The organism is Leclercia sp. UBA5958 (assembly GCF_002430365.1).
Classification (GTDB): domain Bacteria; phylum Pseudomonadota; class Gammaproteobacteria; order Enterobacterales; family Enterobacteriaceae; genus Enterobacter; species Enterobacter pneumoniae.
In genome coordinates this window covers 538,906-564,678 of the sequence record NZ_DJCE01000011.1, presented here as the reverse complement: position 1 = coordinate 564,678, position 25,773 = coordinate 538,906, and the positions used below count along the sequence as shown (strand labels likewise).

Below are 25,773 nucleotides of genomic sequence, written 5' to 3'. Positions count from 1 at the left end.
GTTAAATTTCCGCTGTGATTTTATTTCGACGCAAACGGTTTCGTCTGCGCTCAGGATTCTCTATAATGACGCCCGTTTTCCCCCCTTGCGCACACTGTAAGCGCCTCCGGCGCTTCGAAGACGAGAGACTTATGATGGAAATTCTGCGTGGTTCGCCTGCACTGTCTGCCTTCCGTATCAACAAACTGCTGGCACGTTTTCAGGCGGCCGACCTTCCGGTAAGCAATATTTACGCTGAGTATGTCCATTTTGCTGACCTGAATGCCCCTCTGGATGCAGAGGAGCGAGCGAGACTTGAGCGCCTGCTGAAGTATGGCCCGAGCCTGAGCAGCCATACCCCAACCGGTAAACTTCTGCTCGTCACCCCTCGCCCTGGTACCATCTCCCCCTGGTCTTCTAAAGCAACCGACATCGCCCATAACTGTGGCCTGACGCAGGTTAACCGCCTTGAGCGCGGCGTGGCTTATTACGTTGAAGCCTCAACGCTGACCGACGCCCAGTGGGCGACCGTGGCCGCTGAACTGCATGACCGCATGATGGAGAGCGTCTTCGGCGCGTTAAATGACGCGGAGCAGCTCTTCGCCCATCATCAGCCGGCGCCCGTGCAGAGCGTGGATGTGCTGGGGCAGGGCCGTCAGGCGCTGATTGACGCCAACCTGCGTCTCGGCCTGGCGCTGGCCGAAGATGAAATTGATTATCTGCAGGATGCGTTCGTTAAACTGAACCGCAATCCGAACGATATCGAACTCTATATGTTCGCCCAGGCGAACTCAGAACACTGCCGCCACAAAATCTTCAACGCCGACTGGGTGATTGACGGCGAACAGCAGCCGAAGTCGCTGTTCAAAATGATTAAAAACACCATGGAGCAAACCCCTGACCACGTGCTGTCTGCCTATAAAGACAACGCCGCGGTAATGGAGGGTTCCGAGGTGGGCCGCTTCTTTGCCGATCGCGAAGCAGGGCGCTATGACTTCCATCAGGAGCCAGCGCATATCCTGATGAAAGTAGAAACGCATAACCACCCGACGGCGATTTCGCCGTGGCCGGGTGCGGCGACCGGCTCCGGCGGTGAAATCCGTGACGAAGGGGCAACCGGTCGCGGTGCAAAACCCAAAGCGGGTCTGGTGGGCTTCTCCGTTTCCAACCTGCGTATCCCGGGCTTTGAACAGCCCTGGGAAGAAGATTTCGGTAAGCCGGAACGTATTGTCACCGCGTTGGATATTATGACCGACGGCCCACTGGGCGGTGCGGCATTCAACAACGAATTTGGTCGTCCGGCGCTTAACGGTTACTTCCGTACCTACGAAGAGAAAGTGGAGAGCCACAACGGCGAAGAGCTGCGCGGCTACCACAAACCCATCATGCTGGCTGGCGGGATCGGCAACATCCGCGCCGATCACGTGCAGAAAGGTGAGATCGTCGTCGGTGCGAAGCTGATCGTACTGGGCGGCCCGGCGATGAACATCGGTCTGGGCGGCGGGGCGGCCTCGTCCATGGCATCCGGTCAGTCTGATGCGGACCTCGATTTTGCCTCCGTACAGCGTGATAACCCGGAAATGGAGCGCCGTTGTCAGGAGGTGATCGACCGCTGCTGGCAGCTGGGCGATGCGAACCCGATTCTCTTCATCCACGACGTCGGGGCGGGCGGTCTCTCCAACGCTATGCCGGAGCTGGTGAGCGATGGCGGTCGCGGTGGCCGTTTCAACCTGCGCGACATCCTGAACGACGAACCGGGCATGAGCCCGCTGGAAATCTGGTGTAACGAATCGCAGGAGCGTTACGTGCTGGCGGTTTCGCCAGACCAGTTGCCGCTGTTCGATGAGTTGTGCCGTCGTGAACGTGCCCCTTATGCGGTGATCGGTGAAGCGACCGAAGAGATGCACCTCAGCCTGAATGACACCCATTTCGACAACCAGCCGATCGATCTGCCGCTGGACGTGCTGCTGGGCAAAACACCGAAGATGACCCGCGATGTCGAGACCCGTAAAGCGGCCGGCAAAGCGCTGGAGCGTCAGGACATCTCGATAGCAGAAGCGGTAAACCGCGTTCTGCATCTGCCCACCGTGGCGGAAAAAACTTTCCTGGTAACTATCGGCGACCGTACCGTGACCGGGATGGTCTCCCGTGACCAGATGGTAGGGCCATGGCAGATCCCGGTTGCCAACTGCGCGGTAACCACCGCCAGCCTCGATAGCTACTACGGTGAAGCGATGGCATTGGGCGAGCGTGCGCCGGTTGCACTGCTGGACTTCGGGGCTTCGGCTCGTCTGGCCGTGGGTGAAGCGTTGACCAACATCGCCGCTACCCGCATTGGCGATATCAAACGCATCAAACTCTCTGCTAACTGGATGGCCGCAGCGGGTCATCCGGGTGAAGACGCCGGGCTGTACGAAGCGGTGAAAGCCGTGGGCGAAGAGCTCTGTCCGGCGCTGGGGCTGACCATTCCGGTGGGTAAAGACTCCATGTCGATGAAAACCCGCTGGCAGGAAGGTAGCGAACAGCGCGAGATGACATCCCCGCTGTCGCTGGTGATTACCGCCTTTGCCCGCGTGGAAGATGTGCGTCAGACCATTACCCCTGAGCTGTCTCTCGAAGATAATGCCCTGTTGCTGATCGATCTCGGCAAAGGCCAGAACGCCCTCGGGGCAACCGCGCTGGCGCAGGTTTACCGTCAACTGGGCGATAAGCCTGCCGACGTGCGTGACGTGGCGCAGCTGAAAGGCTTCTACGATGCGATTCAGACGCTGGTGGCGCAGCGCAAACTGTTGGCTTATCACGACCGTTCCGACGGCGGTCTGCTGGTGACTCTGGCAGAGATGGCCTTTACCGGTCACTGTGGCGTGGAAGCCAACATCGCGACGCTGGGCGAGGATCGTCTGGCCGCACTGTTCAATGAAGAGCTGGGCGCAGTGATTCAGGTGCGTGCTGCCGATCGCGACGCGGTTGAGGCCCTGCTGGCTCAGCATGGCCTGGCAGATTGCGTGCACTATCTGGGTAAAGCCGTACAGGGCGATCGCTTCGTGATTGAAGCGGACGGCCATGCGGTGTTCAGCGAAAGCCGTACCACCCTGCGTATGTGGTGGGCAGAGACCACCTGGCAGATGCAGCGCCTGCGCGATAACCCGGAATGTGCCGATCAGGAACACGAGGCTAAGGCCAACGATAACGATCCAGGGCTGAATGTGAAGCTCTCCTTCGATATCAACGAGGATATCGCCGCGCCTTATATCGCGACCGGCGCGCGCCCGAAAGTGGCGGTTCTGCGTGAGCAGGGGGTGAACTCTCACGTTGAGATGGCAGCGGCCTTCCACCGTGCGGGCTTCGATGCCATCGATGTGCACATGAGCGACCTGATTGGCGGACGCAGGGGTCTGGAAGATTTCCATGCGCTGGTAGCCTGCGGTGGTTTCTCTTACGGTGACGTACTGGGGGCCGGTGAAGGCTGGGCGAAATCGATCCTCTTCAACAGCCGCGTGCGCGATGAGTTCGAAACCTTCTTCCATCGTCCGCAGACCCTGGCGCTGGGCGTGTGTAACGGCTGCCAGATGATGTCTAACCTGCGCGAGCTGATCCCAGGTAGCGAAGCCTGGCCGCGCTTTGTGCGTAACCAGTCCGATCGCTTCGAAGCGCGTTTCAGCCTGGTTGAAGTGACCCAAAGCCCGTCTCTGCTGCTGCAGGGGATGGTAGGATCGCAGATGCCGATTGCCGTCTCTCACGGCGAAGGGCAGGTAGAAGTACGTGATGCGGCGCATCTCGCTCAGCTGGAAAGTAAAGGGCTGGTGGCGCTGCGCTTCGTGGATAACTTCGGCAAAGTCACCCAGACCTACCCGGCGAACCCGAACGGCTCAGTCAATGGTATTACCGCGGTCACCAGCGAAAGCGGCCGTGCGACCATTATGATGCCGCACCCGGAACGCGTCTTCCGTACCGTCAGCAACTCCTGGCACCCGGAAAACTGGGGCGAAGACAGCCCGTGGATGCGTATCTTCCGCAACGCGCGTAAACAGCTGGGTTAATTCCCCGGCAAGTAATAAGGCCCGGCAAACGCCGGGCTTTTTTATTTGTGATGGAGAACACGCGATAGTGTCGGGAAATTGCGACAAGCGCAATAATCGGGTGTCTCTATATGGTGACACATAAATTATTGATTTTTATAGGGTGGGGTAATTGCACTTTAAGCTGTTGCTAAATGGCGACAGTTAGCCTGAAAATCATTCAGTGGCAAACTAACGTCTTTTATACATTAAACCCTTATAAATCATATAAATAATAAATTTATTTGCATTCTGGCACGAGTGTTGCATAATTATAACCAGTGGCTCATTCACCTTCTTATGTCAGCCCCTTCGGGACGCGCTACATAAACTTCGAATGACGCACAACAAGGTGCCTGCCGTCCAACTACTGATAATTGCTTTGCTTTATCAGACCCAGGGCGAAACGTCGAGTTAGGCACCGCCTCATTCCACAACAAAGCCGGGTTTTTACCCGGCTTTGTTGTATCTGAAGCGCGTAGTCAGTAGCATCCCACTCACCCCCTATTTAGCTGAGAGTAATGCGTTGAAACGCTGGCCTGTTTTTCCTCGCTCCCTGCGACAGTTAGTTATGATGGCCTTTATCCTGATCCTGCTGCCGCTACTGGTGCTGGCATGGCAGGCCTGGCAGAGCCTGAACGCGCTCAGCGCCCAGGCGGCGCTGACTAACCGGACCACGCTGATTGATGCCCGTCGCAGTGAGGCGATGACCAATGCCGCACTGGAGATGGAGCGCAGCTACCGGCAATACTGCGTACTGGATGACCGTACGCTGGCGCGGGTGTACCAGAATCAGCGCAAGCGTTACAGTGAAATGCTGGATGCCCACGCCGGGGTATTACCGGACGATAAACTCTATCAGGCGTTGCGTCAGGATCTCAACGCGCTTGCCCAGCTTCAATGCCATAACAGCGGCCCGGACGCCGACGCCGCCTCCCGACTGGAAGCCTTCGCCACGGCCAATACCGAGATGGTACAGGCTACCCGGTCGGTGATCTTCTCTCGTGGCCAGCAGCTACAGCAGGAGATCGCCGAACGCGGGCAGTTCTTCGGCTGGCAGGCGCTGGTGCTGTTTCTGGTCAGCCTGATCCTGGTGCTGCTCTTTACCCGCATGATCATCGGCCCGGTAAAAGGCATTGAGCGGATGATCAACCGCCTGGGGGAAGGGCGCTCTCTGGGCAATACCGTGGTCTTTACCGGCCCGCGCGAGCTGCGTTCGGTGGGGCAGCGTATCATCTGGCTCTCGGAACGGCTGGCGTGGCTTGAGTCACAACGCCACCAGTTCCTGCGCCATATATCCCATGAATTGAAAACGCCGCTGGCCAGCATGCGTGAAGGCACCGAATTGTTGGCGGATCAGGTTGCCGGGCCGCTCACCCCTGAGCAAAAAGAGATAGTGGATATTCTCGATGACAGCAGCCGCAATCTGCAAAAATTGATTGAGCAGCTGCTTGATTACAACCGTAAACTGGCGGATGGTGCGCCAGAGCTTGAGCGGGTTGAGATTGCGCCGCTGGTCGATATGGTGCTCTCCGCCCATAGCTTGCCGGCGCGAGCTAAAATGATGCATACCGAAATGGATCTGCAGGCGTCAGCCTGTGTTGCCGAGCCAATGCTACTGATGAGCGTGCTGGACAATCTTTATTCCAATGCGGTGCACTATGGTACTGAATCCGGTACCATTTATATTCGGAGTTTTACCCAGGGTTCGCGGATCTGTATTGATGTCGCCAATACTGGAAGCCCTATCCCTGATGACGAGCAGGAGATGATCTTTGAGCCCTTCTACCAGGGGAGCCATCAGCGCAAAGGGGCGGTCAAGGGGAGCGGCCTGGGTCTGAGCATCGCTCGCGACTGCATTCGCCGCATGCACGGAGAGCTAAACCTAATTACTGACGACCGTACCGATGTTTGCTTTCGCATCGAACTGCCGCTTAAGCCGGAAAAATCAATGAAATGAATCTATGCCTGGTGAGTATGTCACATATCTTTTCCCGCGCCATTAACGCGGTATTTAACAGCAAATGTCTACGTATCAGCCTTGCCGGTCTGCTGCTGAGCGGTTGTGTTACCCATGCGCCGACCAGCGCCATTAGCAATAAGCCGGAAGAGAAGCTGCCTGAACATCAACTGGCCGATTTCCTCTCCACGGACTGCAATAATATCTGGCGATTAAAGGGACACGAAACCGAGACTAACCCTCTTTACTGGCTGCGCAGCATGGACTGTGCCGAACGCCTGGCGCCGTCGGTGGCCCGCGCAGAGGCAAGGAACTGGGCGGATGATAGCTGGCAAGGAACCTTTAAACGCGGCATCCTGCTGGCAAATGCCAAAATCAGCCCTGTGGAGCGCCGCGCCTATACCACCCGGCTTGATGCCCTGAGCCCACAGATCCCGGCACAGGTACGCCCCTTATTCCAGGTCTGGCGTGACGGGCAGATGCAGCAGCTGCAGCTTGCCGAAGAGCGTTCGCGTTACAGTAAGCTTCAGCAAGCGAGTGACGAAGAGCTGGATACACTGCGCCAGCAGCAGCAATATTTGCGTGGCGAGCTGGAGACCACTACCCGCAAGCTGGAAAACCTGACCGATATTGAGCGTCAACTCTCCACCCGCAAACCGGTGGGCGATATGCCAAAATCTGAGGAAGTGAGCCATGAGCCGTAAACCTGCGCACCTTTTACTGGTAGATGATGATCCTGGGCTGCTAAAGCTGCTGGGAATGCGTCTGATGAGTGAAGGCTACAGCGTCGTGACCGCCGAAAGCGGACAGGAAGGGTTGCGGGTGCTGGCACGGGAAAAAGTGGATCTGGTGATTAGCGATCTGCGCATGGATGAGATGGATGGCATGCAGCTCTTTATCGAGATCCAACGAGTCCAGCCCGGCATGCCGGTGATCATCCTTACCGCCCACGGATCGATTCCCGATGCCGTGGCGGCCACGCAGCAGGGGGTGTTCAGTTTTCTCACCAAGCCAGTGGATAAAGATGCGCTCTACAAAGCCATCGACGATGCGCTTGAACATACTGCCTCATCCGGCGATGACCAGTGGCGCGAGGCGATTGTGACCCGCAGCCCCATTATGCTGCGTCTGCTTGAGCAGGCGAGAATGGTGGCTCAGTCTGACGTCAGCGTATTGATTAACGGCCAGAGTGGTACCGGGAAAGAGATCCTCGCCCAGGCCATTCACAACGCCAGCCCGCGTAGTAAAAATGCCTTTATCGCCATTAACTGCGGCGCCTTGCCTGAACAGTTGCTGGAGTCGGAGCTCTTTGGTCATGCCCGTGGCGCCTTTACCGGGGCCGTGAGCAGCCGCGAAGGGCTGTTCCAGGCCGCAGAGGGCGGCACGCTATTTCTGGATGAGATCGGCGATATGCCCGCGCCTTTGCAGGTGAAACTCCTGCGCGTCTTGCAGGAGCGTAAAGTACGTCCGCTGGGCAGTAACCGCGATATCGACATCAATGTCCGCATTATTTCTGCAACCCATCGCGATCTGCCAAAAGCGATGGAGCGCAAAGAGTTCCGTGAAGATCTCTACTATCGTCTTAACGTGGTGAATTTGAAAATACCGCCGCTGGCAGAGCGTGCTGAAGATATCCCGCTGCTGGCGACGCAACTGCTGCGCCAGTCGGCTGAGCGGCATAAACCCTTTGTGCGAGCCTTTTCAACCGATGCCATGAAGCGGCTGATGACCGCCGGCTGGCCGGGCAACGTGCGCCAGCTGGTGAACGTGATCGAGCAGTGCGTAGCGCTGACCTCCTCGCCGGTGATCAGTGATGCGCTGGTTGAGCAGGCGCTGGAAGGGGAGAACACCGCGTTGCCCACCTTTGTGGAAGCGCGTAATCAGTTTGAACTTAACTACCTGCGTAAGCTGCTGCAAATTACCAAAGGCAACGTGACCCATGCGGCCCGTATGGCTGGACGCAACCGTACCGAGTTTTACAAATTGCTGTCGCGCCATGAGCTGGAAGCAAACGACTTTAAAGAGTAATACCGCTAAATCCATCGGGTATGATACTGTGAGCAACCGATTACGATGCTGCTGACAGGTACGATTTCAAGGACTCACCATGAAAAAAATTGATGCGATTATTAAACCTTTCAAACTGGACGATGTGCGTGAAGCGCTGGCGGAAGTCGGCATCACCGGGATGACGGTAACTGAAGTGAAAGGCTTTGGTCGCCAGAAGGGCCATACTGAGCTGTATCGTGGCGCAGAGTACATGGTGGACTTTCTGCCGAAGGTGAAAATTGAGATCGTGGTCAGCGACGATATCGTCGACACCTGCGTGGATACGATTATTCGCACCGCTCAGACCGGCAAAATTGGCGACGGAAAGATCTTTGTCTTTGATGTCGCGCGGGTGATCCGTATTCGTACGGGTGAAGAGGACGACGCGGCGATCTAAACCCGCATCACGCTGACTCATCTGTACAAAAAAAGCCCCCGGTAATTGCCGGGGGCTTTTTGCATTACAGCACCTTGTGCGGGCCGAAACATTCGTAATGGATGTTCTCTTTATTGACTCCCAGTTCGACCAGCTGCGCAGCTGCGAACTGCATAAAGGCTACCGGGCCACAGACATAAAACAGCATCTCCGGGGCGTTAAATAGGCCTTTATGCTGGGCTAAATCCATCAAACCTTCGCTATTAAAGCGTGCTGCTGTGCGATCGGTCTCCGTCGGCAGGCGGTACCAGGTATGTGCGGTAAAGTGCGGCAGCTGAGCGGCCAGAGCCTGTACTTCATCGGCAAACGCATGCACATCACCGTTCTCGGCGGCGTGGAACCAGTTTACCGGCGCGCTGTGCTGCGATTTCGCCAGAGTATCCAGCATCGCCAGCATCGGGGTTTGCCCCACGCCTGCGGAAATCAGCGTAACCGGCGTGTGGGTGTCAACGGCCATAAAGAAATCACCGGCCGGCGCGGCCAGATGCACCACGTTGCCTACTTTCGCTTCGTTATGCAGCCAGGTTGAGACCTGACCACCCTCTTCGCGTTTCACGGCGATACGATAGCTCTTAGCATTGGCTTTGCGGGTGAGGGAATACTGGCGGATCTCCTGATGCGGGAAGCCTTCGGGTTTCAGCCACACGGCCAGATACTGGCCAGGCTGATAATCCGCTACGGGTTTACCATCCACCGGTTCGAATTCGAAGCTGGTAATCAGCGCGCTGCGCGGGGTTTTCTCTACGATACGGAAGGCGCGAGTGCCCTCCCAGCCACCCTTTTTGCTGGCATGCTCGCTGTAGATCTGCGCTTCTCGGTTGATAAAGACATTAGCCAGCACGCCGTAAGCTTTACCCCAGGCATCCAGCACCTCCTGACCCGGGCTGAACATCTCATCCAGGGTGGCAAGCAGGTGAGTACCCACGATGTTGTACTGCTCCGGCTTGATCTGGAAGCTGGTGTGCTTCTGCGCAATTTTCTCGACTGCCGGCAGTAGGGCCGCCAGGTTATCGATGTTGCTGGCATAGGCGGCAATCGCATTAAACAGCGCTTCGCGCTGATTGCCGTTACGCTGGTTGCTCATGTTAAAAATTTCTTTGAGCTCGGGATTGTGGGCGAACATCCGGTCGTAAAAGTGGGCGGTAAGTTTAGGACCTGTTTCAACCAGCAGGGGGATAGTGGCTTTCACGGTTGCGATGGTTTGGGCGTCGAGCATGGCTGCTTCCTTTTCTGTAACTCTAATGATGTATTTTAAATACATCTTATAAAAAATAACCCTGCGTTGTAAATGGTTCTTTGCAACGTGAAATATTCACATCACAAACCTGAAAAGAAATCCCTTACTTGCCGTCTGCGCTTTATGTGTCAAACCCTTGCGTGGCGGGCAGGAAAACGTTTGCGTAAAATCGTTTGTCAAGACCTGTTATCACAGAACTAATCAGTTATACTGTTGCGCGTTGTCCAACAGGACTGCCTTTTTCAGGTCAAAATTTTATTGTTAGCTGAGTCAGGAGATGCGGATGTTAAAGCGTGAAATGAACATTGCCGATTATGATGCCGAACTGTGGCAGGCTATGGAGCAGGAAAAAGTACGTCAGGAAGAGCACATCGAACTGATCGCCTCCGAGAACTACACCAGCCCGCGTGTGATGCAGGCGCAGGGCTCTCAGCTGACCAACAAATACGCTGAAGGTTATCCGGGCAAGCGCTACTACGGCGGTTGCGAGTACGTGGATATCGTTGAGCAGCTGGCAATCGACCGCGCGAAAGAGCTGTTTGGCGCCGACTACGCTAACGTCCAGCCGCACTCCGGTTCTCAGGCTAACTTCGCGGTTTACACCGCACTGCTGCAGCCGGGCGATACCGTTCTGGGTATGAACCTGGCGCAGGGCGGCCACCTGACTCACGGCTCTCCGGTTAACTTCTCGGGCAAACTGTACAACATCATTCCTTACGGTATTGATGAGTCCGGTAAAATTGACTACGAAGATATGGCGAAGCAGGCCAAAGAGCACAAGCCGAAGATGATCATCGGCGGCTTCTCTGCCTACTCCGGTATCGTTGACTGGGCTAAAATGCGCGAAATCGCGGACAGCATCGGCGCATATCTGTTTGTGGATATGGCGCACGTTGCCGGTCTGATTGCTGCGGGCGTTTACCCGAACCCGGTTCCACATGCGCACGTTGTCACCACCACGACTCACAAAACCCTGGCGGGTCCACGCGGTGGCCTGATCCTGGCGAAGGGCGGCGACGAAGATCTGTACAAAAAACTGAACTCTGCTGTCTTCCCAAGCGCGCAGGGCGGCCCGCTGATGCACGTTATCGCAGCGAAAGCCGTGGCGCTGAAAGAAGCGATGGAGCCAGAGTTCAAAGTGTATCAGCAGCAGGTTGCTAAAAACGCTAAAGCGATGGTGGAAGTGTTCCTGAACCGTGGCTACAAAGTGGTGTCTGGCGGTACTGAAAACCACCTGTTCCTGCTGGATCTGGTGGATAAAAACCTGACCGGTAAAGAGGCTGACGCTGCCCTGGGCCGTGCCAACATTACCGTAAACAAAAACAGCGTACCTAACGATCCGAAGAGCCCGTTCGTGACCTCCGGTATCCGTATCGGTTCACCGGCCGTTACTCGCCGTGGCTTTAAAGAAGCGGAAGTGAAAGAGCTGGCAGGCTGGATGTGTGACGTGCTGGACAATATCAATGACGACGCGGTTATCGAGCGCGTTAAAGGTAAAGTTCTGGAAATCTGCGCACGCTTCCCGGTATACGCATAATTCTGCTTCGCAGAAAGAGAAAAGGCCGCGCAAGCGGCCTTTTTTATTTAGAGGCGAAAAGGGAAGGTTTAGCGCCGGTCAATAGAAATTGCGCCAGGCCCGGTGACGGCCAATAATAAAAAGGCCCCAGCAATACTGATATTTTTATAAAAGTTAATCATATTCGGCATGACGGCGTCGCCGCTCATATCCCAGTAAGGATGGCCGATAACTGCCGTACCCAGCGTGTAAAAGACAAACAGCAGTGCGATAGGGCGGGTAAAGAAACCCAGCACGATCAAAATAGCCGCCGGGATCTCCATCACCACCGCAATAATCGCCGCCAGCATCGGCATGGGGGCGCCCAGCTTCGCCATATATTGCACGGTGCCATCAAACCCGGTCATTTTCGGCAGACCAAAAATAATAAACAGCAGCACGATAGCGATCCGGGCAATCAAAAGAAGCAGAGGGCGTGACTGACCGAAATCTAAATAGCGAAGTGCGTTCATGATGAGCTCGCTTTTCGGTGGGGCATAATTTAACCCTAATACAAATTATCGGCGCCTGCCATTGACCTTCCCGCAATAAATTAGCCGTTAGGGTGATTTTAATTTCAAGGTCACAGGCTGGCTGTGTAGAATTCTCATTTTTCGGCAAGGATATCGCGATGCAATGTATTGAATGTCAGGAACAACCGGCCAATAAAGAGTCGGGGTTATGTCATCAGTGTGAAAGTCTGGATGAGAAGAAAATTAACGGCCTGCTCTATCTTCCTGCGGCCGGGTTAGTCATCAATATGCTCATCTCCCCCTTCAATGCCTGGGAATTTATCTCGTTCATTGTGGGCTTTATGCGACAAGGAATGGCAATCACCCCTTTCGGTATAGGCGGCGTGGCGCTGATTGTTATTGATGTTGTGCTGACTTTCCTGACGGGCTGGTACTTCTTCAAAAGGAAGCGAAATATTCGCAAGGTGATTATTCCATACTATCTTTTTGGCCTGCTCTATATGCTGTACTTTGTCGCCTTACGCGTGTGGCTGTTCGGGGCCACGCTGGATACTATGGATATTCGCAATGCGCTCACGCCCGTTGTCGGCGCGCTAATCTGGATCCCGTATTTTCTCTTCTCAAAACGGATCCCGCGCGTTTTCACTCAGGAGTGACTCCTGACACCGCGCAATTATAGCCGGGGCAGGAAGGGAAGGCCGGTGATAAAAGTTAAATAAAAGTTAATGCTTAGCCAGCTTATGGACTTGCGCAGTATCGCCTTTCTCGCCAGACTATCGCCTCCATAACGGGAGGGATTCATGGTTTTGCATTCCACACGCTGGCTGGCGCTCAGCTACTTCACCTACTTTTTTAGCTACGGTATTTTTCTACCTTTCTGGAGCGTCTGGCTTAAAGGCATAGGCCTGACGCCCGAGACTATTGGAGTACTGCTGGGCGCAGGTCTGGTGGCGCGTTTCCTCGGTAGCCTGCTGATTGCCCCCCGCGTGAGCGATCCCGCTCTTCTGATCAACGCCGTGCGCGTCCTGGCGCTGTTAACCCTGGTGTTTCTCTGCGGCTTCTGGGTCAGCCAGCAGTTTGCGTGGTTAATGGTGGTGATGGTTGGCTTTAACCTCTTTTTCTCACCGCTGGTGCCCCTCACCGATGCGCTGGCAAACACCTGGCAGAAACAGATCACCATGGATTATGGTCGGGTGCGCCTGTGGGGATCGATCGCCTTTGTCATTGGCTCTGCGCTGGTGGGCAAACTGGTTAGCCTGTATGACTATCAGGCGATTCTGGCGCTGTTAACCCTCGGTATTTTCTCGATGCTGCTTGGGCTACTGTTGCGCCCGTCGGTAATGCCGCAGGGAGAAAGCCGTCATCAGGAGAGCGCAGGCTGGCCGGCCTGGCGCGCTCTGGTAACCCAGAGCTGGCGGTTCCTGGCTTGCGTCTGCCTACTACAGGGGGCGCACGCGGCCTATTACGGCTTTAGCGCCATCTACTGGCAGGGGGCAGGGTATTCAGCCTCGGCGGTGGGGTATCTCTGGTCGCTGGGCGTGGTGGCGGAAGTGATTATCTTTGCCTTAAGCAACAGGCTGTTCCGCCGCTTCGGCGCCCGGGACCTGCTGCTGCTCTCTGCCGTTTGCGGCCTGGCCCGCTGGGGGATCATGGGCTGGACGACAGCGTTGCCGTGGCTCATCGTCGCCCAGATCCTGCACTGCGGCACGTTCACGGTCTGCCACCTGGCGGCGATGCGCTACATCGCTTCACGGGAAGGGGCCGACGTGATTCGTCTACAGGCGGTCTATTCTGCGGTGGCGATGGGGGGAAGTATTGCGGTCATGACCGTATTTGCAGGCTTCCTGTATCAGCATCTCGGTCAGGGTGTCTTCTGGGTAATGGCGCTGCTGGCGCTGCCGGCCATGGTGCTCCGACCGCGCGTGGCAGCGCGCTAGGTCTCCAGCATCACGCGAATATGTTCCTGCTGCTGCGCATTCAACGTCTCTACCGCGTGGATAAGCGGCGGCGAGAAGAGCGGCAGGGCGGTCGCGTAGGGGGTCACTACCAGGGCTGCTTCCCGGGGGGCGCCCTCCTTCTGAAAAGCCTGTAATGGCACATAGCGAATGTTTAAGGGCAGGAGGGTCAGTTCGCGAAGTTGCTGCTCGATCGCCTCTTCGCTCGCTTTATCCGTCCCGGTTAACAGCACCACCTGTTTTTCATGCAGGTCATTTTCCTGCATCAGCCAGGCGCCAAATATCACCGCCACCAGGCTGGCCTCCTCTTCGGAAAAAGAGAGCGAAAACGTGCTCTCCAGCTCCAGGAGCGCATCGCGGGTGGTGCGCATCAGCCGTGGATAAAGGCGCTGGATCTCCTCCGCCAGGCTGTTATCAATCCCAATCCCGAACAGAGACCGGTTTAGTGCCTGGGCAAGATGAATATAGAGCTGATCGGTCAGCCCTTGCTCGTCACTAAAACGCATCCCCGTCTGGCAATGAAAGCGGGTAATCATTCGGCCAATCGCCTGGCGTAACTGTTCATCCTGGTTTTGCATATCCCGTAGCGGATCCGGGGTGCGCAGCATCATAAAGAGTAGCGTCAGGAAAGGCTGCTCATCCTCATGAGGCAGGGGGAGCACGCGGCGCTGCCAGTGGCGGACAATCTCCTGCGCCATCAGATACTCACCACGTTGTTGCGTCCAGCTGCGCTGAATCTCCGAAAACTGCGGCGTCTGGCCCAGATGGTGTTGAATCAGACAATATTGCAGGTAAAGCTGTAAAAACTGCACGTCGCGGCACTCAAATTGACGCTGCAAGCGGCGGGAGCAGAAATTTATCAGCGCCCGTAAATTGGTATCGTCATACAACGTGCGCGCAATGCCATGCTGTTTAAGCGCGGTTTTCAGAGATGGGGTAAACTGCTGCGCGACGAAATGCGGGCAGAGTCGGAGTGCCCGCCGCAGCCAGTGCAGCAAGCATAAGCGTTGGTCAAGTGTGGTGCCTTCAATCCGGTAGCTGCCGTCATGGTGCGTAGCAATGTTGAGCCGATGATAGCGCTGGATTTCATCGCGCGTCTCGGCTATATCTTGCCGGGCAATGCTGTGATCCACCCCGTTGATTTCACCGATGCGCTGCTCGGTGGCGATAAAATCCGGCAGATAGAGCATCAGCAGCACCTGGCAGCGGCGCTGCGAACTGGAAAGCACAGATGGCATTTCGAGAGTCGTCATCATCTGCAAGGTTCCAGTAAGAATGTTTGATAAGAATAGCTAAAGGATCTGCGTAATAGCGCGCGTTCAGGGCTCTTTCCTTCAGGAATGCGGGCGGACATCACAGAATTTTTGACGTGAGGAAGAGATGCAAATAGTTAAACAAAGCGCTGCGGCGCTATTTTTGGCGGTAATATCTTCTGCCGTGGCCGCGCATCCTCACAGTTTTATCACCCTCAAAACCGAGATCGTGGCTAACGACAGTCAACTTACCGGGCTTAAGATGCGCTGGACCATGGATGAAATGACCTCCGCCGATCTGCTGTACGACGCCGGCGATGCGCGTCCGGGAGATAAGATCTGGAAAAAGCTGGCGGCAGAAGTGATGGCCAATGTGCTCGGTCAGCACTACTTCACCGAATTCTGGCATAACGGGCAGAAGGTGAAGTTTCTCAATCGTCCTACGGAGTACGGCATGAGCCGCGAGGATCACCAGGCCGTGCTGACCTTTGTGCTGCCGCTGGCGCAACCGCAGCCGCTGGCCGGGCAGACCTACACCTTCTCTACCTTCGATCCCTCTTATTATGTGGACATGAGCTACGCCGAAGATGGCGATGTCACGCTGCCAGCCGCGCTGCAGAAAAAATGTTCCCTCGCGGTTCATACCCCCGAGCCCAGCGAAGAGACGCTCAATTTTGCCATTTCTCTTGATAAGGACGATGCGCCGCCGGAGGACATGGACCTCGGTAAACAGTTTGCTCAACAGGTGACCTTACAATGTCAGTAACCTTTTCTCAGCCCACCAAACAGCGCCGCTGGCTGCATCTCTGGCCGCTGGGACTCTTTATGCTACTGGCCGTCGGGGCAGCAATCTGGTTATGGCAGGCCTGGCCGCAGGTCATGATGCAGAGCGTTATCTGGCAGCGTGAGGTTAACCAGCAGATGAGCGGGTTGCTGAAGGCGGTGGCGGATAACCCTGCCCGTGCGGGCGGTTCGCTGCTGATTTTCAGCTTTCTCTATGGTGTGCTGCATGCGCTCGGGCCCGGGCATGGCAAGATTGTTATTACTACATGGCTGGCAACCCATCCCTCTAAGCTGAAATCCAGTATTGGCCTGACGCTTGCCTCCTCGCTGCTGCAGGGGCTGGTGGCCATTGCGTTAGTGATCGTGGTGCTAACGCTTCTGCAACTGCCCGCACGCCAGCTTCATGCCAGCAGTTTCTGGCTAGAAAAGGGGAGCTATGCGCTAGTGGGGGTACTGGGAGTGATGCTCTGCTGGCGGGCAATAAAAAAGTTACGTGCGTTGCTGCGTAAGCCGACGTTTAAACGTTTTGCGCCGCATCATGTGCACGATGCCCACTGTGGTTGCGGCCATCAACATCTGCCCACCGGGGCGCAATTACAGCAAGGCGATGACTGGCGCGCCAGACTGATGATCATTCTCTCTATGGGGATGCGGCCCTGCTCCGGGGCGATTATGGTATTGCTCTTCAGTAAAGTTATCGGCGTCTTCGGTTGGGGCGTCATCTCTGCCCTGGCGATGTCGGCAGGCACCTCTATTACCATCAGCGCGCTGGCGTTGCTGGTGCATAGCTTTCGCCAGTTGGCCATCAGGCTTAGCGGCAATAAAACCCCTGTACTGTGGCAGCAAATTGGCTGGACGACCTTAGCCCTGGCCGGCGGGGTGATGTTGCTCGCGGCTGCAGTAGTGATGTGGGTCAGTGCGGTTCCGGTAGGACGAGGGCTGCGGCCGTTTTAGTCTCTCTGCCGACAACGGGTCGGCTGGACTGGGCGCAGCTGGATCTTACAGTGCGGTGTATTTGTCACTGTTATTCGGCGCTGAGAGTTAAATTGCGGGGATGTTTTGCGGTGCTCTGCGTTCGCTGTTGGCTTGAGCGCGTGAGAGATTTGCGGCAGTAGCGGGTGAGGAAAACCTCACCCGCCCACAGAGATTAACGCTTCAGCGCTTCGCTCAGTTCGTCACGCATGCTGGCCAGCATGGCTTTGACGACGCGCGGATTACCGGCAACAAGGTTGCCCGTCATCATGTAGTTGTGACCACCGGTGAAATCACACACCAGCGCGCCGGCTTCACGGGCAATCAGCTCGCCTGCGGCAAAGTCCCATGGCTTAAGGCCAATTTCAAAATAGCCATCCACGCGCGCTGCGGCAACGTATGCCAGATCCAGTGCTGCAGAACCGGTGCGACGGAAGTCAGCACATTCAGTAAAGAGTTTGCCCAGTACCTTCATATAGGCAGGAGCGTGCTGTTTCGCTTTGAACGGGAAGCCGGTCGCCAGAATAGTGCCATCCAGATCGCGGGCGTTGCTGCCGCGCAGACGGTAGCCGTTCAGCTGTGCGCCCTGGCCGCGGGTCGCGGTGAAGAGTTCGTTACGCATTGGATCGTAAACCACGGCGACTTCAGTACGGCCTTTAATGCGTACGGCGATAGAAACAGCAAAGTGGGGCAGACGTTTTACGAAGTTGGTGGTGCCATCCAGCGGATCGATAATCCATTGAACATCCTGATCTTCGCCCACGTGCTCACCGCTTTCTTCGGTGATGATGGTGTGTTGCGGGTAAGATTTGCGAATGGTTTCGATAATCATCGCTTCTGCGGCTTTATCGACGTTGGTCACAAAATCATTGCTGCCTTTCTGGCTGGTTTCTACGGAATCTGGCGTCTCGTAGTGCTTGGCAATTACATTACCCGCCTTGCGCGCTGCGCGCACGGCGATGGTCAACATTGGATGTTGCATCGGTTACTCTCACTGGATGTTAAAGAACGGGGGATACGAAAACGGCGCAGAGTATAGCAGCGAGTTCGGAATATGTCTTCCGTTTATGGTAGCATGGCCGAATATTCTTCAGACTCAGAAAAATTATGCTGCAAAATATTCGAATTGTGCTGGTCGAAACCTCGCATACCGGCAACATGGGCTCCGTGGCCCGCGCGATGAAAACCATGGGCTTAACCAACCTCTGGCTGGTTAACCCGCTGGTCAAACCCGACTCACAGGCCATTGCGCTCGCGGCGGGTGCCAGCGATGTCATCGGTAACGCGCAAATCGTCGATACCCTGGATGAAGCCCTGGCGGGTTGCAGCCTGGTTGTTGGCACCAGTGCACGCTCCCGCACGCTGCCGTGGCCAATGCTTGACCCTCGCGAATGCGGTCTGAAAAGCGTTGCTGAAGGGCAGCACGCCCCTGTGGCGCTGGTGTTTGGCCGTGAACGCGTCGGCCTGACTAACGAAGAGTTGCAAAAGTGCCATTATCACGTGGCCATTGCAGCGAACCCGGAATACAGCTCGCTGAACCTGGCGATGGCGGTACAGGTTATTGCTTACGAAGTGCGTATGGCATGGCTGGCAACCCAGGAAAACGCGCCGGCCACCGAGCCGGAAGAGGCGCCATACCCGCTGGTGGACGATCTGGAACGGTTCTACGGGCACCTTGAAAAAACGCTGCTGGGCACCGGGTTTATCCGCGCCGACCATCCGGGTCAGGTTATGAATAAGCTGCGTCGTCTGTTTACGCGCGCCCGTCCGGAAAGCCAGGAGCTGAATATCCTGCGCGGCATTCTGGCGTCGATTGAGCAGAAGAATAAAGAGTAGCGCCACTCTCTCACTTTTCCCCTGGAAGAGGGGAGAGGTGAGGGCATCAGGCCGCACTTTTATGATACGGCACAGAAGGTTAAATACCTGACTAAAACAGTCAACTAAATAGTTGACCATTTTAGTCGGGAATGTCAGACTTGGCCCTGCTATGCAATACCCCATTTTACAATAAAAAACCCCGGGCAGGGGCGAGTTTGAGGTTAAGTAAGACATGAGACTGACATCTAAAGGGCGTTATGCCGTGACCGCGATGCTGGACGTTGCGCTCAACTCCGAAGCGGGCCCGGTACCGTTGGCTGATATTTCTGAACGTCAGGGAATTTCCCTCTCTTATCTGGAACAGCTGTTTTCAAGACTGCGTAAAAATGGCCTGGTTTCCAGCGTCCGTGGTCCTGGCGGTGGTTATTTACTGGGTAAAGACGCAGGCAGTATTGCGGTTGGCGAAGTCATTAGCGCAGTGGACGAGTCCGTTGACGCGACCCGCTGCCAGGGCAAAGGGGGTTGTCAGGGTGGTGATAAATGCCTGACGCACGCGCTGTGGCGCGACCTGAGCGACCGTCTGACCGGCTTCCTGAACAACATCACCATCGGTGAACTGGTTAACAACCAGGAAGTGCTGGACGTCTCTGACCGTCAGCATAATCACGAAGCACAGCGCAATACCCGCACGCAAGACGCCATCGACGTTAAACTGCGCGCGTAGTTTCCCTGGCCTGTTTTCGGTGCGTTGCAGCCCCGCAAAATAGTCAGGGTAAAAATTATAAAGAATTTTAGAATCAGGCCGGGGCGTTAACTCGCCCCGTGTACTCGGTCGTACATCCAGCCGGTAGCCTGATTCCTTGCATTGAAGCGATGTACGGAGTTTAAAGAGCAATGAAATTACCGATCTATCTCGATTACTCCGCAACCACGCCGGTGGACCCGCGTGTTGCCGAGAAAATGATGCAGTGTCTGACCCTGGACGGAAACTTTGGTAACCCTGCCTCCCGTTCACACCGTTTTGGCTGGCATGCTGAAGAGGCGGTTGATATCGCCCGTAATCAGATTGCTGAGCTGGTTGGCGCTGACCCGCGTGAAATTGTTTTCACCTCCGGTGCCACCGAATCCGATAACCTGGCGATTAAAGGTGCGGCCAACTTCTATCAGAAAAAAGGCAAGCACATCATCACCAGCAAAACCGAGCACAAAGCCGTGCTGGATACCTGCCGTCAGCTGGAGCGTGAAGGGTTTGAAGTGACCTACCTCGCCCCGCAGAGCAACGGTATCATCGACCTGAAAGAGCTCGAAGCGGCAATGCGTGATGACACCATTCTGGTCTCCATCATGCACGTAAACAACGAAATTGGCGTGGTTCAGGATATCGCCACCATCGGCGAACTGTGCCGTGCACGCGGTATTATCTACCACGTGGATGCAACCCAGAGCGTGGGCAAACTGCCTATCGACCTGAGCCAGCTGAAAGTGGATCTGATGTCCTTCTCCGGCCACAAAATCTATGGCCCGAAAGGCATTGGCGCGCTGTATGTGCGTCGCAAACCGCGTATCCGTATCGAATCCCAGATGCACGGCGGCGGTCACGAGCGCGGCATGCGTTCCGGTACTCTGCCTGTTCACCAGATCGTGGGCATGGGCGAAGCGTATCGTATCGCCAAAGAAGAGATGGAAACCGAGATGGCACGCCTGCGTACGCTGCGTAACCGTCTGTGGGATGGCGTGAAAGATATGGAAGAAGTGTATCTGAACGGCGATCTTGAGCAGGGCGCGCCAAACATCCTCAACGTCAGCTTTAACTACGTTGAAGGCGAATCGCTGATCATGGCGCTGAAAGATCTGGCGGTCTCTTCCGGTTCTGCCTGTACTTCTGCAAGCCTCGAGCCATCCTACGTGCTGCGCGCGCTGGGCATGACCGACGAGCTGGCACACAGCTCCATTCGTTTCTCTTTAGGTCGTTTTACTACCGATGAAGAGATTGACTACACCATCAAGCTGGTTCGCAACTCCATTGGCCGTCTGCGTGAGCTTTCTCCTCTGTGGGAAATGTTCAAAGAAGGCGTGGATCTGAACAGCATTGAATGGTCACATCACTAATCGGTTTATAAGGAGAATTCAATCATGGCATACAGCGAAAAAGTTATTGATCATTACGAGAACCCACGCAACGTTGGCTCTTTCGACAACAGCGACGACAGCGTAGGTAGCGGCATGGTTGGCGCACCGGCGTGTGGCGACGTCATGAAGCTGCAGATCAAAGTTAACAATGAAGGTATCATTGAAGATGCGCGCTTCAAGACTTACGGCTGCGGTTCCGCCATTGCCTCCAGCTCGCTGGTCACCGAATGGGTGAAAGGCAAGTCTCTGGACGAAGCGCAGGCGATTAAAAACACCGATATCGCCGATGAACTCGAACTGCCGCCGGTGAAAATTCACTGCTCTATCCTGGCAGAAGACGCGATCAAAGCCGCAATTGCGGATTACAAAAGTAAACGTGAAGCAAAATAATTAGTTGAGGTTGTTATGTCGATTACCCTTAGCGACAGCGCTGCCGCGCGCGTAAGCGCCTTCCTGGCAAACCGTGGTAAAGGTTTTGGCCTGCGCCTGGGCGTGCGGACTTCCGGCTGCTCTGGCATGGCGTACGTCCTGGAGTTCGTTGATGAACCGGCGTCTGACGATACCGTGTTTGAAGACAAGGGCGTGAGGGTGGTGGTCGATGGCAAAAGCCTACAGTTCCTCAACGGCACTCAGCTGGACTTTGTTAAAGAAGGTCTGAACGAAGGGTTTAAATTCACCAACCCGAACGTAAAAGATGAGTGCGGCTGCGGCGAAAGCTTCCACGTTTGATTGTGCGTCACCCGAATAACCCCACCGCAGTTACCTGCGCGTGGGGTTTGTTCTAACAGGCTACCCCTGAGATTGTTATGGATTACTTCACACTCTTCGGACTACCCGCTCAATACCCGATCGATATCCCGGCTTTAACGACCCGCTTTCAGGATCTGCAGCGCCAGTATCATCCGGATAAATTCGCGAGTGGGACGCAGTCAGAACAGTTGGCTGCCGTTTCACACTCTGCCACCATCAATCAGGCCTGGCAGACGCTGCGTCATCCTCTGACCCGCGCTGAGTATCTGCTCTCGCTCCACGGTTTCGACCTGGCGAGCGAACAGCATACCGTACGTGATACCGCGTTCCTGATGGAACAGCTGGAACTGCGCGAAGAGCTGGATGAGATTGAACAAGCCAAAGACGAAGCGCGTCTGGAACGTTTTATCACCCGCGTGAAGGGCATGTTTGATACCCGCCATCAGCAGATGGTGGAGCAGTTGAACAATGAGACGTGGGACGTAGCGGCCGACACGGTACGCAAACTCCGTTTTCTCGATAAACTGCGAAGCAGTGCTGAACAACTCGAAGAAAAGCTGCTCGATTTTTAATTTCGGAAGCAATTATGGCCTTATTACAAATTAGTGAGCCCGGTTTAAGTGCTGCGCCGCACCAGCGTCGTCTGGCGGTGGGCATTGATTTAGGCACCACCAACTCGCTGGTGGCAACCGTGCGTAGCGGCGAGGCCAGTACGCTGGCAGATGAACAGGGCCAGCACCTGTTGCCGTCGGTGGTCCACTACCAGCAACAGGGTCACACGGTCGGTTACCACGCGCGTGCTAATGCTGCCAAAGATCCGGCTAATACCATTAGCTCTGTGAAGCGCATGATGGGCCGTTCCCTGGCCGACATCCAGACCCGTTACCCGCATCTGCCGTATCAGCTGCAGGCGAGTGAGAACGGTCTGCCGATGATTGCCACCGCTGCCGGTTTGCTCAACCCGATTCGTGTCTCTTCAGACATTCTTAAAGCGCTGGCCGCGCGCGCCACTGACTCGCTGCAGGGCGAACTGGATGGCGTAGTGATCACCGTTCCGGCCTATTTTGACGATGCACAACGTCAAGGCACCAAAGACGCCGCGCGTCTGGCGGGCCTGCACGTTCTGCGTCTGCTCAATGAACCAACCGCCGCCGCCATTGCCTACGGCCTCGACTCCGGTCAGGAAGGGGTCATTGCCGTCTTCGATCTTGGCGGTGGGACCTTTGATATCTCTATTTTGCGCCTGAGCCGCGGCGTATTCGAAGTGCTGGCCACCGGTGGTGATTCAGCCCTGGGCGGTGATGACTTCGACCACCTGCTGGCAGATTTCATTCGCCTGCAGGCGGGGATTGACGATCGCAGCGACGCGCGCGTACAGCGTGAACTGCTGGATGCGGCGATTGCGGCCAAAATTGCCCTTAGCGATGCACAAAGCGTCACCGTTGAGGTCGCTGGCTGGAAGGGGGAGATCACCCGTGACCAGTTTAATGACCTGATCGCCTCCCTGGTTAAACGCACGCTGCTGGCCTGCCGTCGCGCATTGAAAGATGCTGGCGTAGAGGCGCAGGACGTACTGGAAGTGGTCATGGTGGGCGGTTCAACCCGCGTACCGCTGGTGCGTGAGCGCGTGGGTGAGTTCTTTGGCCGTACGCCACTGACCTCTATCGACCCGGACAAAGTGGTCGCTATCGGGGCGGCGATTCAGGCGGATATTCTGGTGGGGAACAAACCGGACAGCGAAATGCTGTTGCTGGATGTGATCCCGCTCTCCCTGGGGCTCGAAACCATGGGTGGCCTGGTGGAGAAAGTGATCCCGCGTAATACCACCATTCCGGTGGCGCGTGCGCAGGAGTTCACCACCTTTAAAGATGGCCAGACCGCCATGTCTATTCACGTGATGCAGGGTGAACGTGAGCTGGTACAGGATTGCCGCTCGCTGGCGCGCTTTGCGCTGCGCGGGATCCCGGCGCTGCCTGCGGGCGGGGCACATATTCGTGTCACCTTCCAGGTGGATGCCGATGGCCTGCTGAGCGTGACGGCGATGGAAAAATCCACCGGTGTCGAATCCTCCATTCAGGTTAAGCCGTCTTACGGGCTGACCGAGGGCGAAATCGCCTCCATGATTCAGGACTCAATGAGCTTTGCCGAACAGGACGTGAAGGCGCGTATGCTGGCTGAACAAAAAGTTGAAGCCGCACGTGTGCTGGAAAGCCTGACCGGTGCGCTCACTGCCGATGCCGCGCTGCTAAGCGCCGCAGAACGTCAGGCCATTGACGATGCCATCGCACAACTGCATGCGGTAGCAGAAGGCAATGACGCTGACGCCATAGAACAAGCGATTAAAAACGTTGATAAACAAACCCAGGAGTTTGCCGCTCGCCGTATGGATCAGTCGGTCCGTGTCGCGCTGAAAGGCCACTCCGTGGACGAGGTTTAATATGCCAAAGATTGTTTTTCTGCCTCATGCGGACCTCTGTCCGGATGGCGCAGTTCTGGAAGCTGAGACCGGCGAAACCATCCTTGACGTTGCCCTGCGTAACGGTATTGAAGTGGAACACGCCTGTGAAAAATCCTGTGCCTGCACAACCTGCCACTGCGTCGTACGTGAAGGTTTTGACTCGCTCGCCGAAAGCACCGAAGACGAAGATGACATGCTGGATAAAGCATGGGGTCTGGAGCCAGACAGCCGTTTAAGCTGCCAGGCACGCGTCACCGATGAAGATCTGGTGGTCGAATTCCCGCGTTACACCATTAACCACGCACGCGAGCATTGATATGGGACTGAAGTGGACAGACAGCCGTGAAATCGGCGAAGCGCTTTATGACGCGAACCCGGATCTTGATCCCAGGACCGTACGATTCACCGATATGCACCAGTGGATCTGCGATTTGGAGGATTTTGACGATGATCCTAACGCATCCAATGAAAAAATTCTGGAGGCGATTCTGTTAGTCTGGTTAGATGAGGCTAGCTAAATCACATTACGGGCTGCCTTCAGGCGGCCCGTTTGCTAATAAGGATAAATAAAATGACCGAAGCGATGAAGATTACGATTTCGCATCAGCCAGCCGACGCGCGCTGGGGCGAAAAAGCCACTTACAGTATCAATAACGACGGTATTACCCTGCACCTGACGGGCCAGGATGACGCCGGTCTGATTCAACGCGCAGCACGTAAAATCGACGGTCTTGGCATTAAACATGTCTCTTTAGCGGGTGAAGGCTGGGATATCGATCGTAGCTGGGCATTCTGGGCCGGATATAAAGGGCCGAAAGGCACCCGTAAAATCGAGTGGGCGAACCTCGACGAAGCCGGACAGAAAGAGCTGGAAAGCCGTCTGACCATTATTGACTGGGTACGTGACACCATCAACGCGCCGGCGGAAGAGCTCGGTCCTGAGCAGCTGGCGCAGCGTGCCGTTGACCTGCTCTGCGGCGTGGCGGGGGACAACATGTCTTACCGCATCACCAAAGGTGAAGATCTGCGCGAGCAGAACTATATGGGCATCCACACCGTGGGCCGCGGCTCTGAGCGTCCGCCGGTGCTGCTGGCGCTGGACTACAACCCAACCGGTGATAAAGAAGCGCCCGTATTTGCCTGCCTGGTCGGTAAAGGCATCACCTTCGATACCGGTGGTTACAGCCTGAAGCAGAGCGCCTTTATGGACTCCATGAAGTCCGATATGGGCGGCGCGGCCACCATTACCGGTGCGCTGGCTTTCGCCATTACCCGTGGTCTGAATAAGCGTGTGAAGCTGTACCTGTGCTGCGCGGATAACATGGTTAGCGGCAATGCCTTTAAGCTGGGCGACATTATTCGCTACCGCAACGGTAAAAATGTGGAGGTGATGAACACCGACGCCGAAGGCCGTCTGGTGCTGGCCGATGGCCTGATCGATGCCTCTGCCCAGAAACCTGAGCTGATTATCGATATGGCGACCCTGACCGGTGCCGCGAAAACCGCGTTGGGTAATGACTACCACGCGCTGTTCAGCTTCGACGACAAGCTGGCGGCTCGCGTACTGGCGAGTGCTGCCGAAGAAAACGAACCCTTCTGGCGTCTGCCGCTGGCCGAGTTCCACCGCAGCCAGTTGCCCTCTAACTTTGCCGAGCTGAACAACACTGCCAGCGCCGCCTACCCGGCGGGAGCAAGCACGGCGGCAGGTTTCCTGTCCCACTTTGTTGAAAACTACCGCGAAGGCTGGCTGCACATCGATTGCTCTGCGACCTACCGCAAAGCGGCGGTTGAACAGTGGTCCGCAGGGGCAACCGGGCTGGGCGTGCGTACCATTGCAAACCTGCTGACGGCAGAGTAACTGTTACCGCTTCACCCTGACCCTCTCCCATGGTGGAGAGGGGATGGTT

General features: G+C 56.0%; 24 protein-coding genes and 1 pseudogene. 20 read left to right on the top strand and 5 right to left on the bottom strand.

Going from position 1 to position 25,773, the window contains the following annotated elements; genetic code table 11:
* Positions 1-10: 10 nt before the first annotated feature.
* A pseudogene (locus tag B2Q93_RS21290) lies at positions 11-95 on the bottom strand (hypothetical protein); the annotation flags it as partial.
* A 36-nt stretch (positions 96-131) separates the two neighbouring features.
* Here B2Q93_RS21290 and purL point away from each other — a divergent pair.
* From purL to glnB, 5 genes are all read left to right on the top strand, one after another.
* Positions 132-4,019, top strand: coding sequence for a phosphoribosylformylglycinamidine synthase (purL, locus tag B2Q93_RS18175; RefSeq protein WP_286933975.1), 3,888 nt, complete (start codon positions 132-134; stop codon positions 4,017-4,019).
* Positions 4,020-4,563: 544 nt separating this feature from the next.
* Positions 4,564-5,997: a two component system sensor histidine kinase QseE/GlrK gene (gene qseE, locus B2Q93_RS18170; protein ID WP_286933974.1), complete on the top strand. Its 1,434-nt coding sequence runs from the start codon at positions 4,564-4,566 to the stop codon at positions 5,995-5,997.
* Positions 5,994-6,701 carry a two-component system QseEF-associated lipoprotein QseG gene (gene qseG, locus B2Q93_RS18165; RefSeq protein ID WP_286933973.1) on the top strand — a complete coding sequence of 236 codons (708 nt, stop codon included), beginning with the start codon at positions 5,994-5,996 and terminating at the stop codon, positions 6,699-6,701. Before qseE ends, qseG begins: the two co-directional genes overlap by 4 nt.
* Entirely contained in the window at positions 6,691-8,025 is a 1,335-nt protein-coding gene (glrR, locus tag B2Q93_RS18160; protein ID WP_040074483.1) for a two-component system response regulator GlrR, read from the top strand. Before qseG ends, glrR begins: the two co-directional genes overlap by 11 nt.
* Before the next feature lie 79 nt (positions 8,026-8,104).
* On the top strand, positions 8,105-8,443 hold the full coding sequence (glnB, locus tag B2Q93_RS18155; RefSeq protein WP_003860685.1) for a nitrogen regulatory protein P-II: 339 nt from the start codon (positions 8,105-8,107) through the stop codon (positions 8,441-8,443).
* Positions 8,444-8,507: 64 nt separating this feature from the next.
* Here the strand turns inward: glnB and hmpA are convergent, their stop codons facing one another.
* Positions 8,508-9,698: an NO-inducible flavohemoprotein gene (gene hmpA, locus B2Q93_RS18150; protein ID WP_286933972.1), complete on the bottom strand. Its 1,191-nt coding sequence runs from the start codon at positions 9,696-9,698 to the stop codon at positions 8,508-8,510.
* Positions 9,699-10,002: 304 nt separating this feature from the next.
* On the opposite strand from hmpA, the gene glyA reads away from it, so the two are divergent.
* Positions 10,003-11,256 (top strand): serine hydroxymethyltransferase, encoded by a 1,254-nt coding sequence (glyA, locus tag B2Q93_RS18145; protein WP_046884544.1) that lies wholly within the window; start codon positions 10,003-10,005, stop codon positions 11,254-11,256.
* Between the two features lie 68 nt (positions 11,257-11,324).
* On the opposite strand, the gene B2Q93_RS18140 is transcribed toward glyA, so the two are convergent.
* Positions 11,325-11,747, bottom strand: a complete 423-nt coding sequence (locus B2Q93_RS18140; RefSeq protein WP_233801479.1) for a DoxX family protein — start codon at positions 11,745-11,747, stop codon at positions 11,325-11,327.
* 158 nt (positions 11,748-11,905) lie between these two features.
* On the opposite strand from B2Q93_RS18140, the gene B2Q93_RS18135 reads away from it, so the two are divergent.
* Together B2Q93_RS18135 and B2Q93_RS18130 are read left to right on the top strand one after the other, a co-directional pair.
* On the top strand, positions 11,906-12,403 hold the full coding sequence (locus B2Q93_RS18135; protein WP_263616553.1) for a DUF2569 domain-containing protein: 498 nt from the start codon (positions 11,906-11,908) through the stop codon (positions 12,401-12,403).
* 144 nt (positions 12,404-12,547) lie between these two features.
* Positions 12,548-13,684, top strand: coding sequence for a 3-phenylpropionate MFS transporter (locus B2Q93_RS18130; RefSeq protein ID WP_286809499.1), 1,137 nt, complete (start codon positions 12,548-12,550; stop codon positions 13,682-13,684).
* Here B2Q93_RS18130 and csiE read toward each other — a convergent pair.
* A complete protein-coding gene (csiE, locus tag B2Q93_RS18125; protein WP_207292214.1) occupies positions 13,681-14,958 on the bottom strand; it encodes a stationary phase inducible protein CsiE in 1,278 nt (425 codons plus the stop codon). The two genes, B2Q93_RS18130 and csiE, sit on opposite strands and share 4 nt — an antisense overlap.
* A 124-nt stretch (positions 14,959-15,082) precedes the next feature.
* Here csiE and B2Q93_RS18120 point away from each other — a divergent pair, with 124 nt between their 5' ends.
* Both B2Q93_RS18120 and B2Q93_RS18115 read left to right on the top strand, forming a co-directional pair.
* Positions 15,083-15,721 carry a DUF1007 family protein gene (locus tag B2Q93_RS18120; RefSeq protein WP_286933970.1) on the top strand — a complete coding sequence of 213 codons (639 nt, stop codon included), beginning with the start codon at positions 15,083-15,085 and terminating at the stop codon, positions 15,719-15,721.
* Complete coding sequence (locus tag B2Q93_RS18115) at positions 15,712-16,692, top strand: nickel/cobalt transporter (protein WP_040074491.1); 981 nt, start codon at positions 15,712-15,714, stop codon at positions 16,690-16,692. Before B2Q93_RS18120 ends, B2Q93_RS18115 begins: the two co-directional genes overlap by 10 nt.
* 193 nt (positions 16,693-16,885) lie before the next feature.
* Here the strand turns inward: B2Q93_RS18115 and suhB are convergent, their stop codons facing one another.
* On the bottom strand, positions 16,886-17,692 hold the full coding sequence (suhB, locus tag B2Q93_RS18110) for an inositol-1-monophosphatase (RefSeq protein ID WP_286933969.1): 807 nt from the start codon (positions 17,690-17,692) through the stop codon (positions 16,886-16,888).
* A 125-nt stretch (positions 17,693-17,817) separates the two neighbouring features.
* On the opposite strand from suhB, the gene trmJ reads away from it, so the two are divergent.
* From trmJ to pepB, 10 genes are all read left to right on the top strand, one after another.
* Positions 17,818-18,546 (top strand): tRNA (cytosine(32)/uridine(32)-2'-O)-methyltransferase TrmJ, encoded by a 729-nt coding sequence (gene trmJ / locus B2Q93_RS18105; protein WP_212478455.1) that lies wholly within the window; start codon positions 17,818-17,820, stop codon positions 18,544-18,546.
* Positions 18,547-18,760: 214 nt separating this feature from the next.
* Positions 18,761-19,252, top strand: coding sequence for a Fe-S cluster assembly transcriptional regulator IscR (gene iscR / locus B2Q93_RS18100; protein WP_040074494.1), 492 nt, complete (start codon positions 18,761-18,763; stop codon positions 19,250-19,252).
* 170 nt (positions 19,253-19,422) lie between these two features.
* Positions 19,423-20,637: an IscS subfamily cysteine desulfurase gene (locus B2Q93_RS18095; protein WP_040074495.1), complete on the top strand. Its 1,215-nt coding sequence runs from the start codon at positions 19,423-19,425 to the stop codon at positions 20,635-20,637.
* Positions 20,638-20,661: 24 nt separating this feature from the next.
* Positions 20,662-21,048 (top strand): Fe-S cluster assembly scaffold IscU, encoded by a 387-nt coding sequence (iscU, locus tag B2Q93_RS18090; protein WP_004866383.1) that lies wholly within the window; start codon positions 20,662-20,664, stop codon positions 21,046-21,048.
* Between the two features lie 15 nt (positions 21,049-21,063).
* On the top strand, positions 21,064-21,387 hold the full coding sequence (iscA, locus tag B2Q93_RS18085; protein WP_286933966.1) for an iron-sulfur cluster assembly protein IscA: 324 nt from the start codon (positions 21,064-21,066) through the stop codon (positions 21,385-21,387).
* Between the two features lie 77 nt (positions 21,388-21,464).
* Positions 21,465-21,980, top strand: coding sequence for a co-chaperone HscB (hscB, locus tag B2Q93_RS18080; RefSeq protein WP_046884550.1), 516 nt, complete (start codon positions 21,465-21,467; stop codon positions 21,978-21,980).
* 14 nt (positions 21,981-21,994) lie between these two features.
* Positions 21,995-23,845: a Fe-S protein assembly chaperone HscA gene (gene hscA, locus B2Q93_RS18075; protein WP_286933965.1), complete on the top strand. Its 1,851-nt coding sequence runs from the start codon at positions 21,995-21,997 to the stop codon at positions 23,843-23,845.
* A 1-nt stretch (position 23,846) separates the two neighbouring features.
* Entirely contained in the window at positions 23,847-24,182 is a 336-nt protein-coding gene (gene fdx, locus B2Q93_RS18070) for an ISC system 2Fe-2S type ferredoxin (protein WP_040074501.1), read from the top strand.
* A gap of 1 nt (position 24,183) precedes the next feature.
* The gene (gene iscX, locus B2Q93_RS18065) at positions 24,184-24,384 is read left to right on the top strand and encodes a Fe-S cluster assembly protein IscX (RefSeq protein ID WP_040074502.1); all 201 of its coding nucleotides are present in this window, start codon (positions 24,184-24,186) and stop codon (positions 24,382-24,384) included.
* Between the two features lie 53 nt (positions 24,385-24,437).
* Entirely contained in the window at positions 24,438-25,724 is a 1,287-nt protein-coding gene (pepB, locus tag B2Q93_RS18060; RefSeq protein ID WP_040074503.1) for an aminopeptidase PepB, read from the top strand.
* The last annotated feature ends 49 nt before the right edge of the window (positions 25,725-25,773 follow it).

Bases quoted from the DNA above. Each gene is read 5' to 3' on its own strand.
- B2Q93_RS18130 (WP_286809499.1), top strand. From the start codon at position 12,548: ATGGTTTTGCATTCCACACGCTGGCTGGCGCTCAGCTACTTCACCTAC.
- csiE (WP_207292214.1), bottom strand. From the start codon at position 14,958: ATGATGACGACTCTCGAAATGCCATCTGTGCTTTCCAGTTCGCAGCGC.
- fdx (WP_040074501.1), top strand. From the start codon at position 23,847: ATGCCAAAGATTGTTTTTCTGCCTCATGCGGACCTCTGTCCGGATGGC.
- iscR (WP_040074494.1), top strand. From the start codon at position 18,761: ATGAGACTGACATCTAAAGGGCGTTATGCCGTGACCGCGATGCTGGAC.
- B2Q93_RS18140 (WP_233801479.1), bottom strand. From the start codon at position 11,747: ATGAACGCACTTCGCTATTTAGATTTCGGTCAGTCACGCCCTCTGCTT.
- iscA (WP_286933966.1), top strand. From the start codon at position 21,064: ATGTCGATTACCCTTAGCGACAGCGCTGCCGCGCGCGTAAGCGCCTTC.
- purL (WP_286933975.1), top strand. From the start codon at position 132: ATGATGGAAATTCTGCGTGGTTCGCCTGCACTGTCTGCCTTCCGTATC.
- hscB (WP_046884550.1), top strand. From the start codon at position 21,465: ATGGATTACTTCACACTCTTCGGACTACCCGCTCAATACCCGATCGAT.
- B2Q93_RS18120 (WP_286933970.1), top strand. From the start codon at position 15,083: ATGCAAATAGTTAAACAAAGCGCTGCGGCGCTATTTTTGGCGGTAATA.
- suhB (WP_286933969.1), bottom strand. From the start codon at position 17,692: ATGCAACATCCAATGTTGACCATCGCCGTGCGCGCAGCGCGCAAGGCG.
- iscU (WP_004866383.1), top strand. From the start codon at position 20,662: ATGGCATACAGCGAAAAAGTTATTGATCATTACGAGAACCCACGCAAC.
- glrR (WP_040074483.1), top strand. From the start codon at position 6,691: ATGAGCCGTAAACCTGCGCACCTTTTACTGGTAGATGATGATCCTGGG.
- glyA (WP_046884544.1), top strand. From the start codon at position 10,003: ATGTTAAAGCGTGAAATGAACATTGCCGATTATGATGCCGAACTGTGG.
- glnB (WP_003860685.1), top strand. From the start codon at position 8,105: ATGAAAAAAATTGATGCGATTATTAAACCTTTCAAACTGGACGATGTG.
- B2Q93_RS18135 (WP_263616553.1), top strand. From the start codon at position 11,906: ATGCAATGTATTGAATGTCAGGAACAACCGGCCAATAAAGAGTCGGGG.
- qseG (WP_286933973.1), top strand. From the start codon at position 5,994: ATGAATCTATGCCTGGTGAGTATGTCACATATCTTTTCCCGCGCCATT.
- B2Q93_RS18095 (WP_040074495.1), top strand. From the start codon at position 19,423: ATGAAATTACCGATCTATCTCGATTACTCCGCAACCACGCCGGTGGAC.
- hscA (WP_286933965.1), top strand. From the start codon at position 21,995: ATGGCCTTATTACAAATTAGTGAGCCCGGTTTAAGTGCTGCGCCGCAC.
- hmpA (WP_286933972.1), bottom strand. From the start codon at position 9,698: ATGCTCGACGCCCAAACCATCGCAACCGTGAAAGCCACTATCCCCCTG.
- trmJ (WP_212478455.1), top strand. From the start codon at position 17,818: ATGCTGCAAAATATTCGAATTGTGCTGGTCGAAACCTCGCATACCGGC.
- iscX (WP_040074502.1), top strand. From the start codon at position 24,184: ATGGGACTGAAGTGGACAGACAGCCGTGAAATCGGCGAAGCGCTTTAT.
- pepB (WP_040074503.1), top strand. From the start codon at position 24,438: ATGACCGAAGCGATGAAGATTACGATTTCGCATCAGCCAGCCGACGCG.
- B2Q93_RS18115 (WP_040074491.1), top strand. From the start codon at position 15,712: ATGTCAGTAACCTTTTCTCAGCCCACCAAACAGCGCCGCTGGCTGCAT.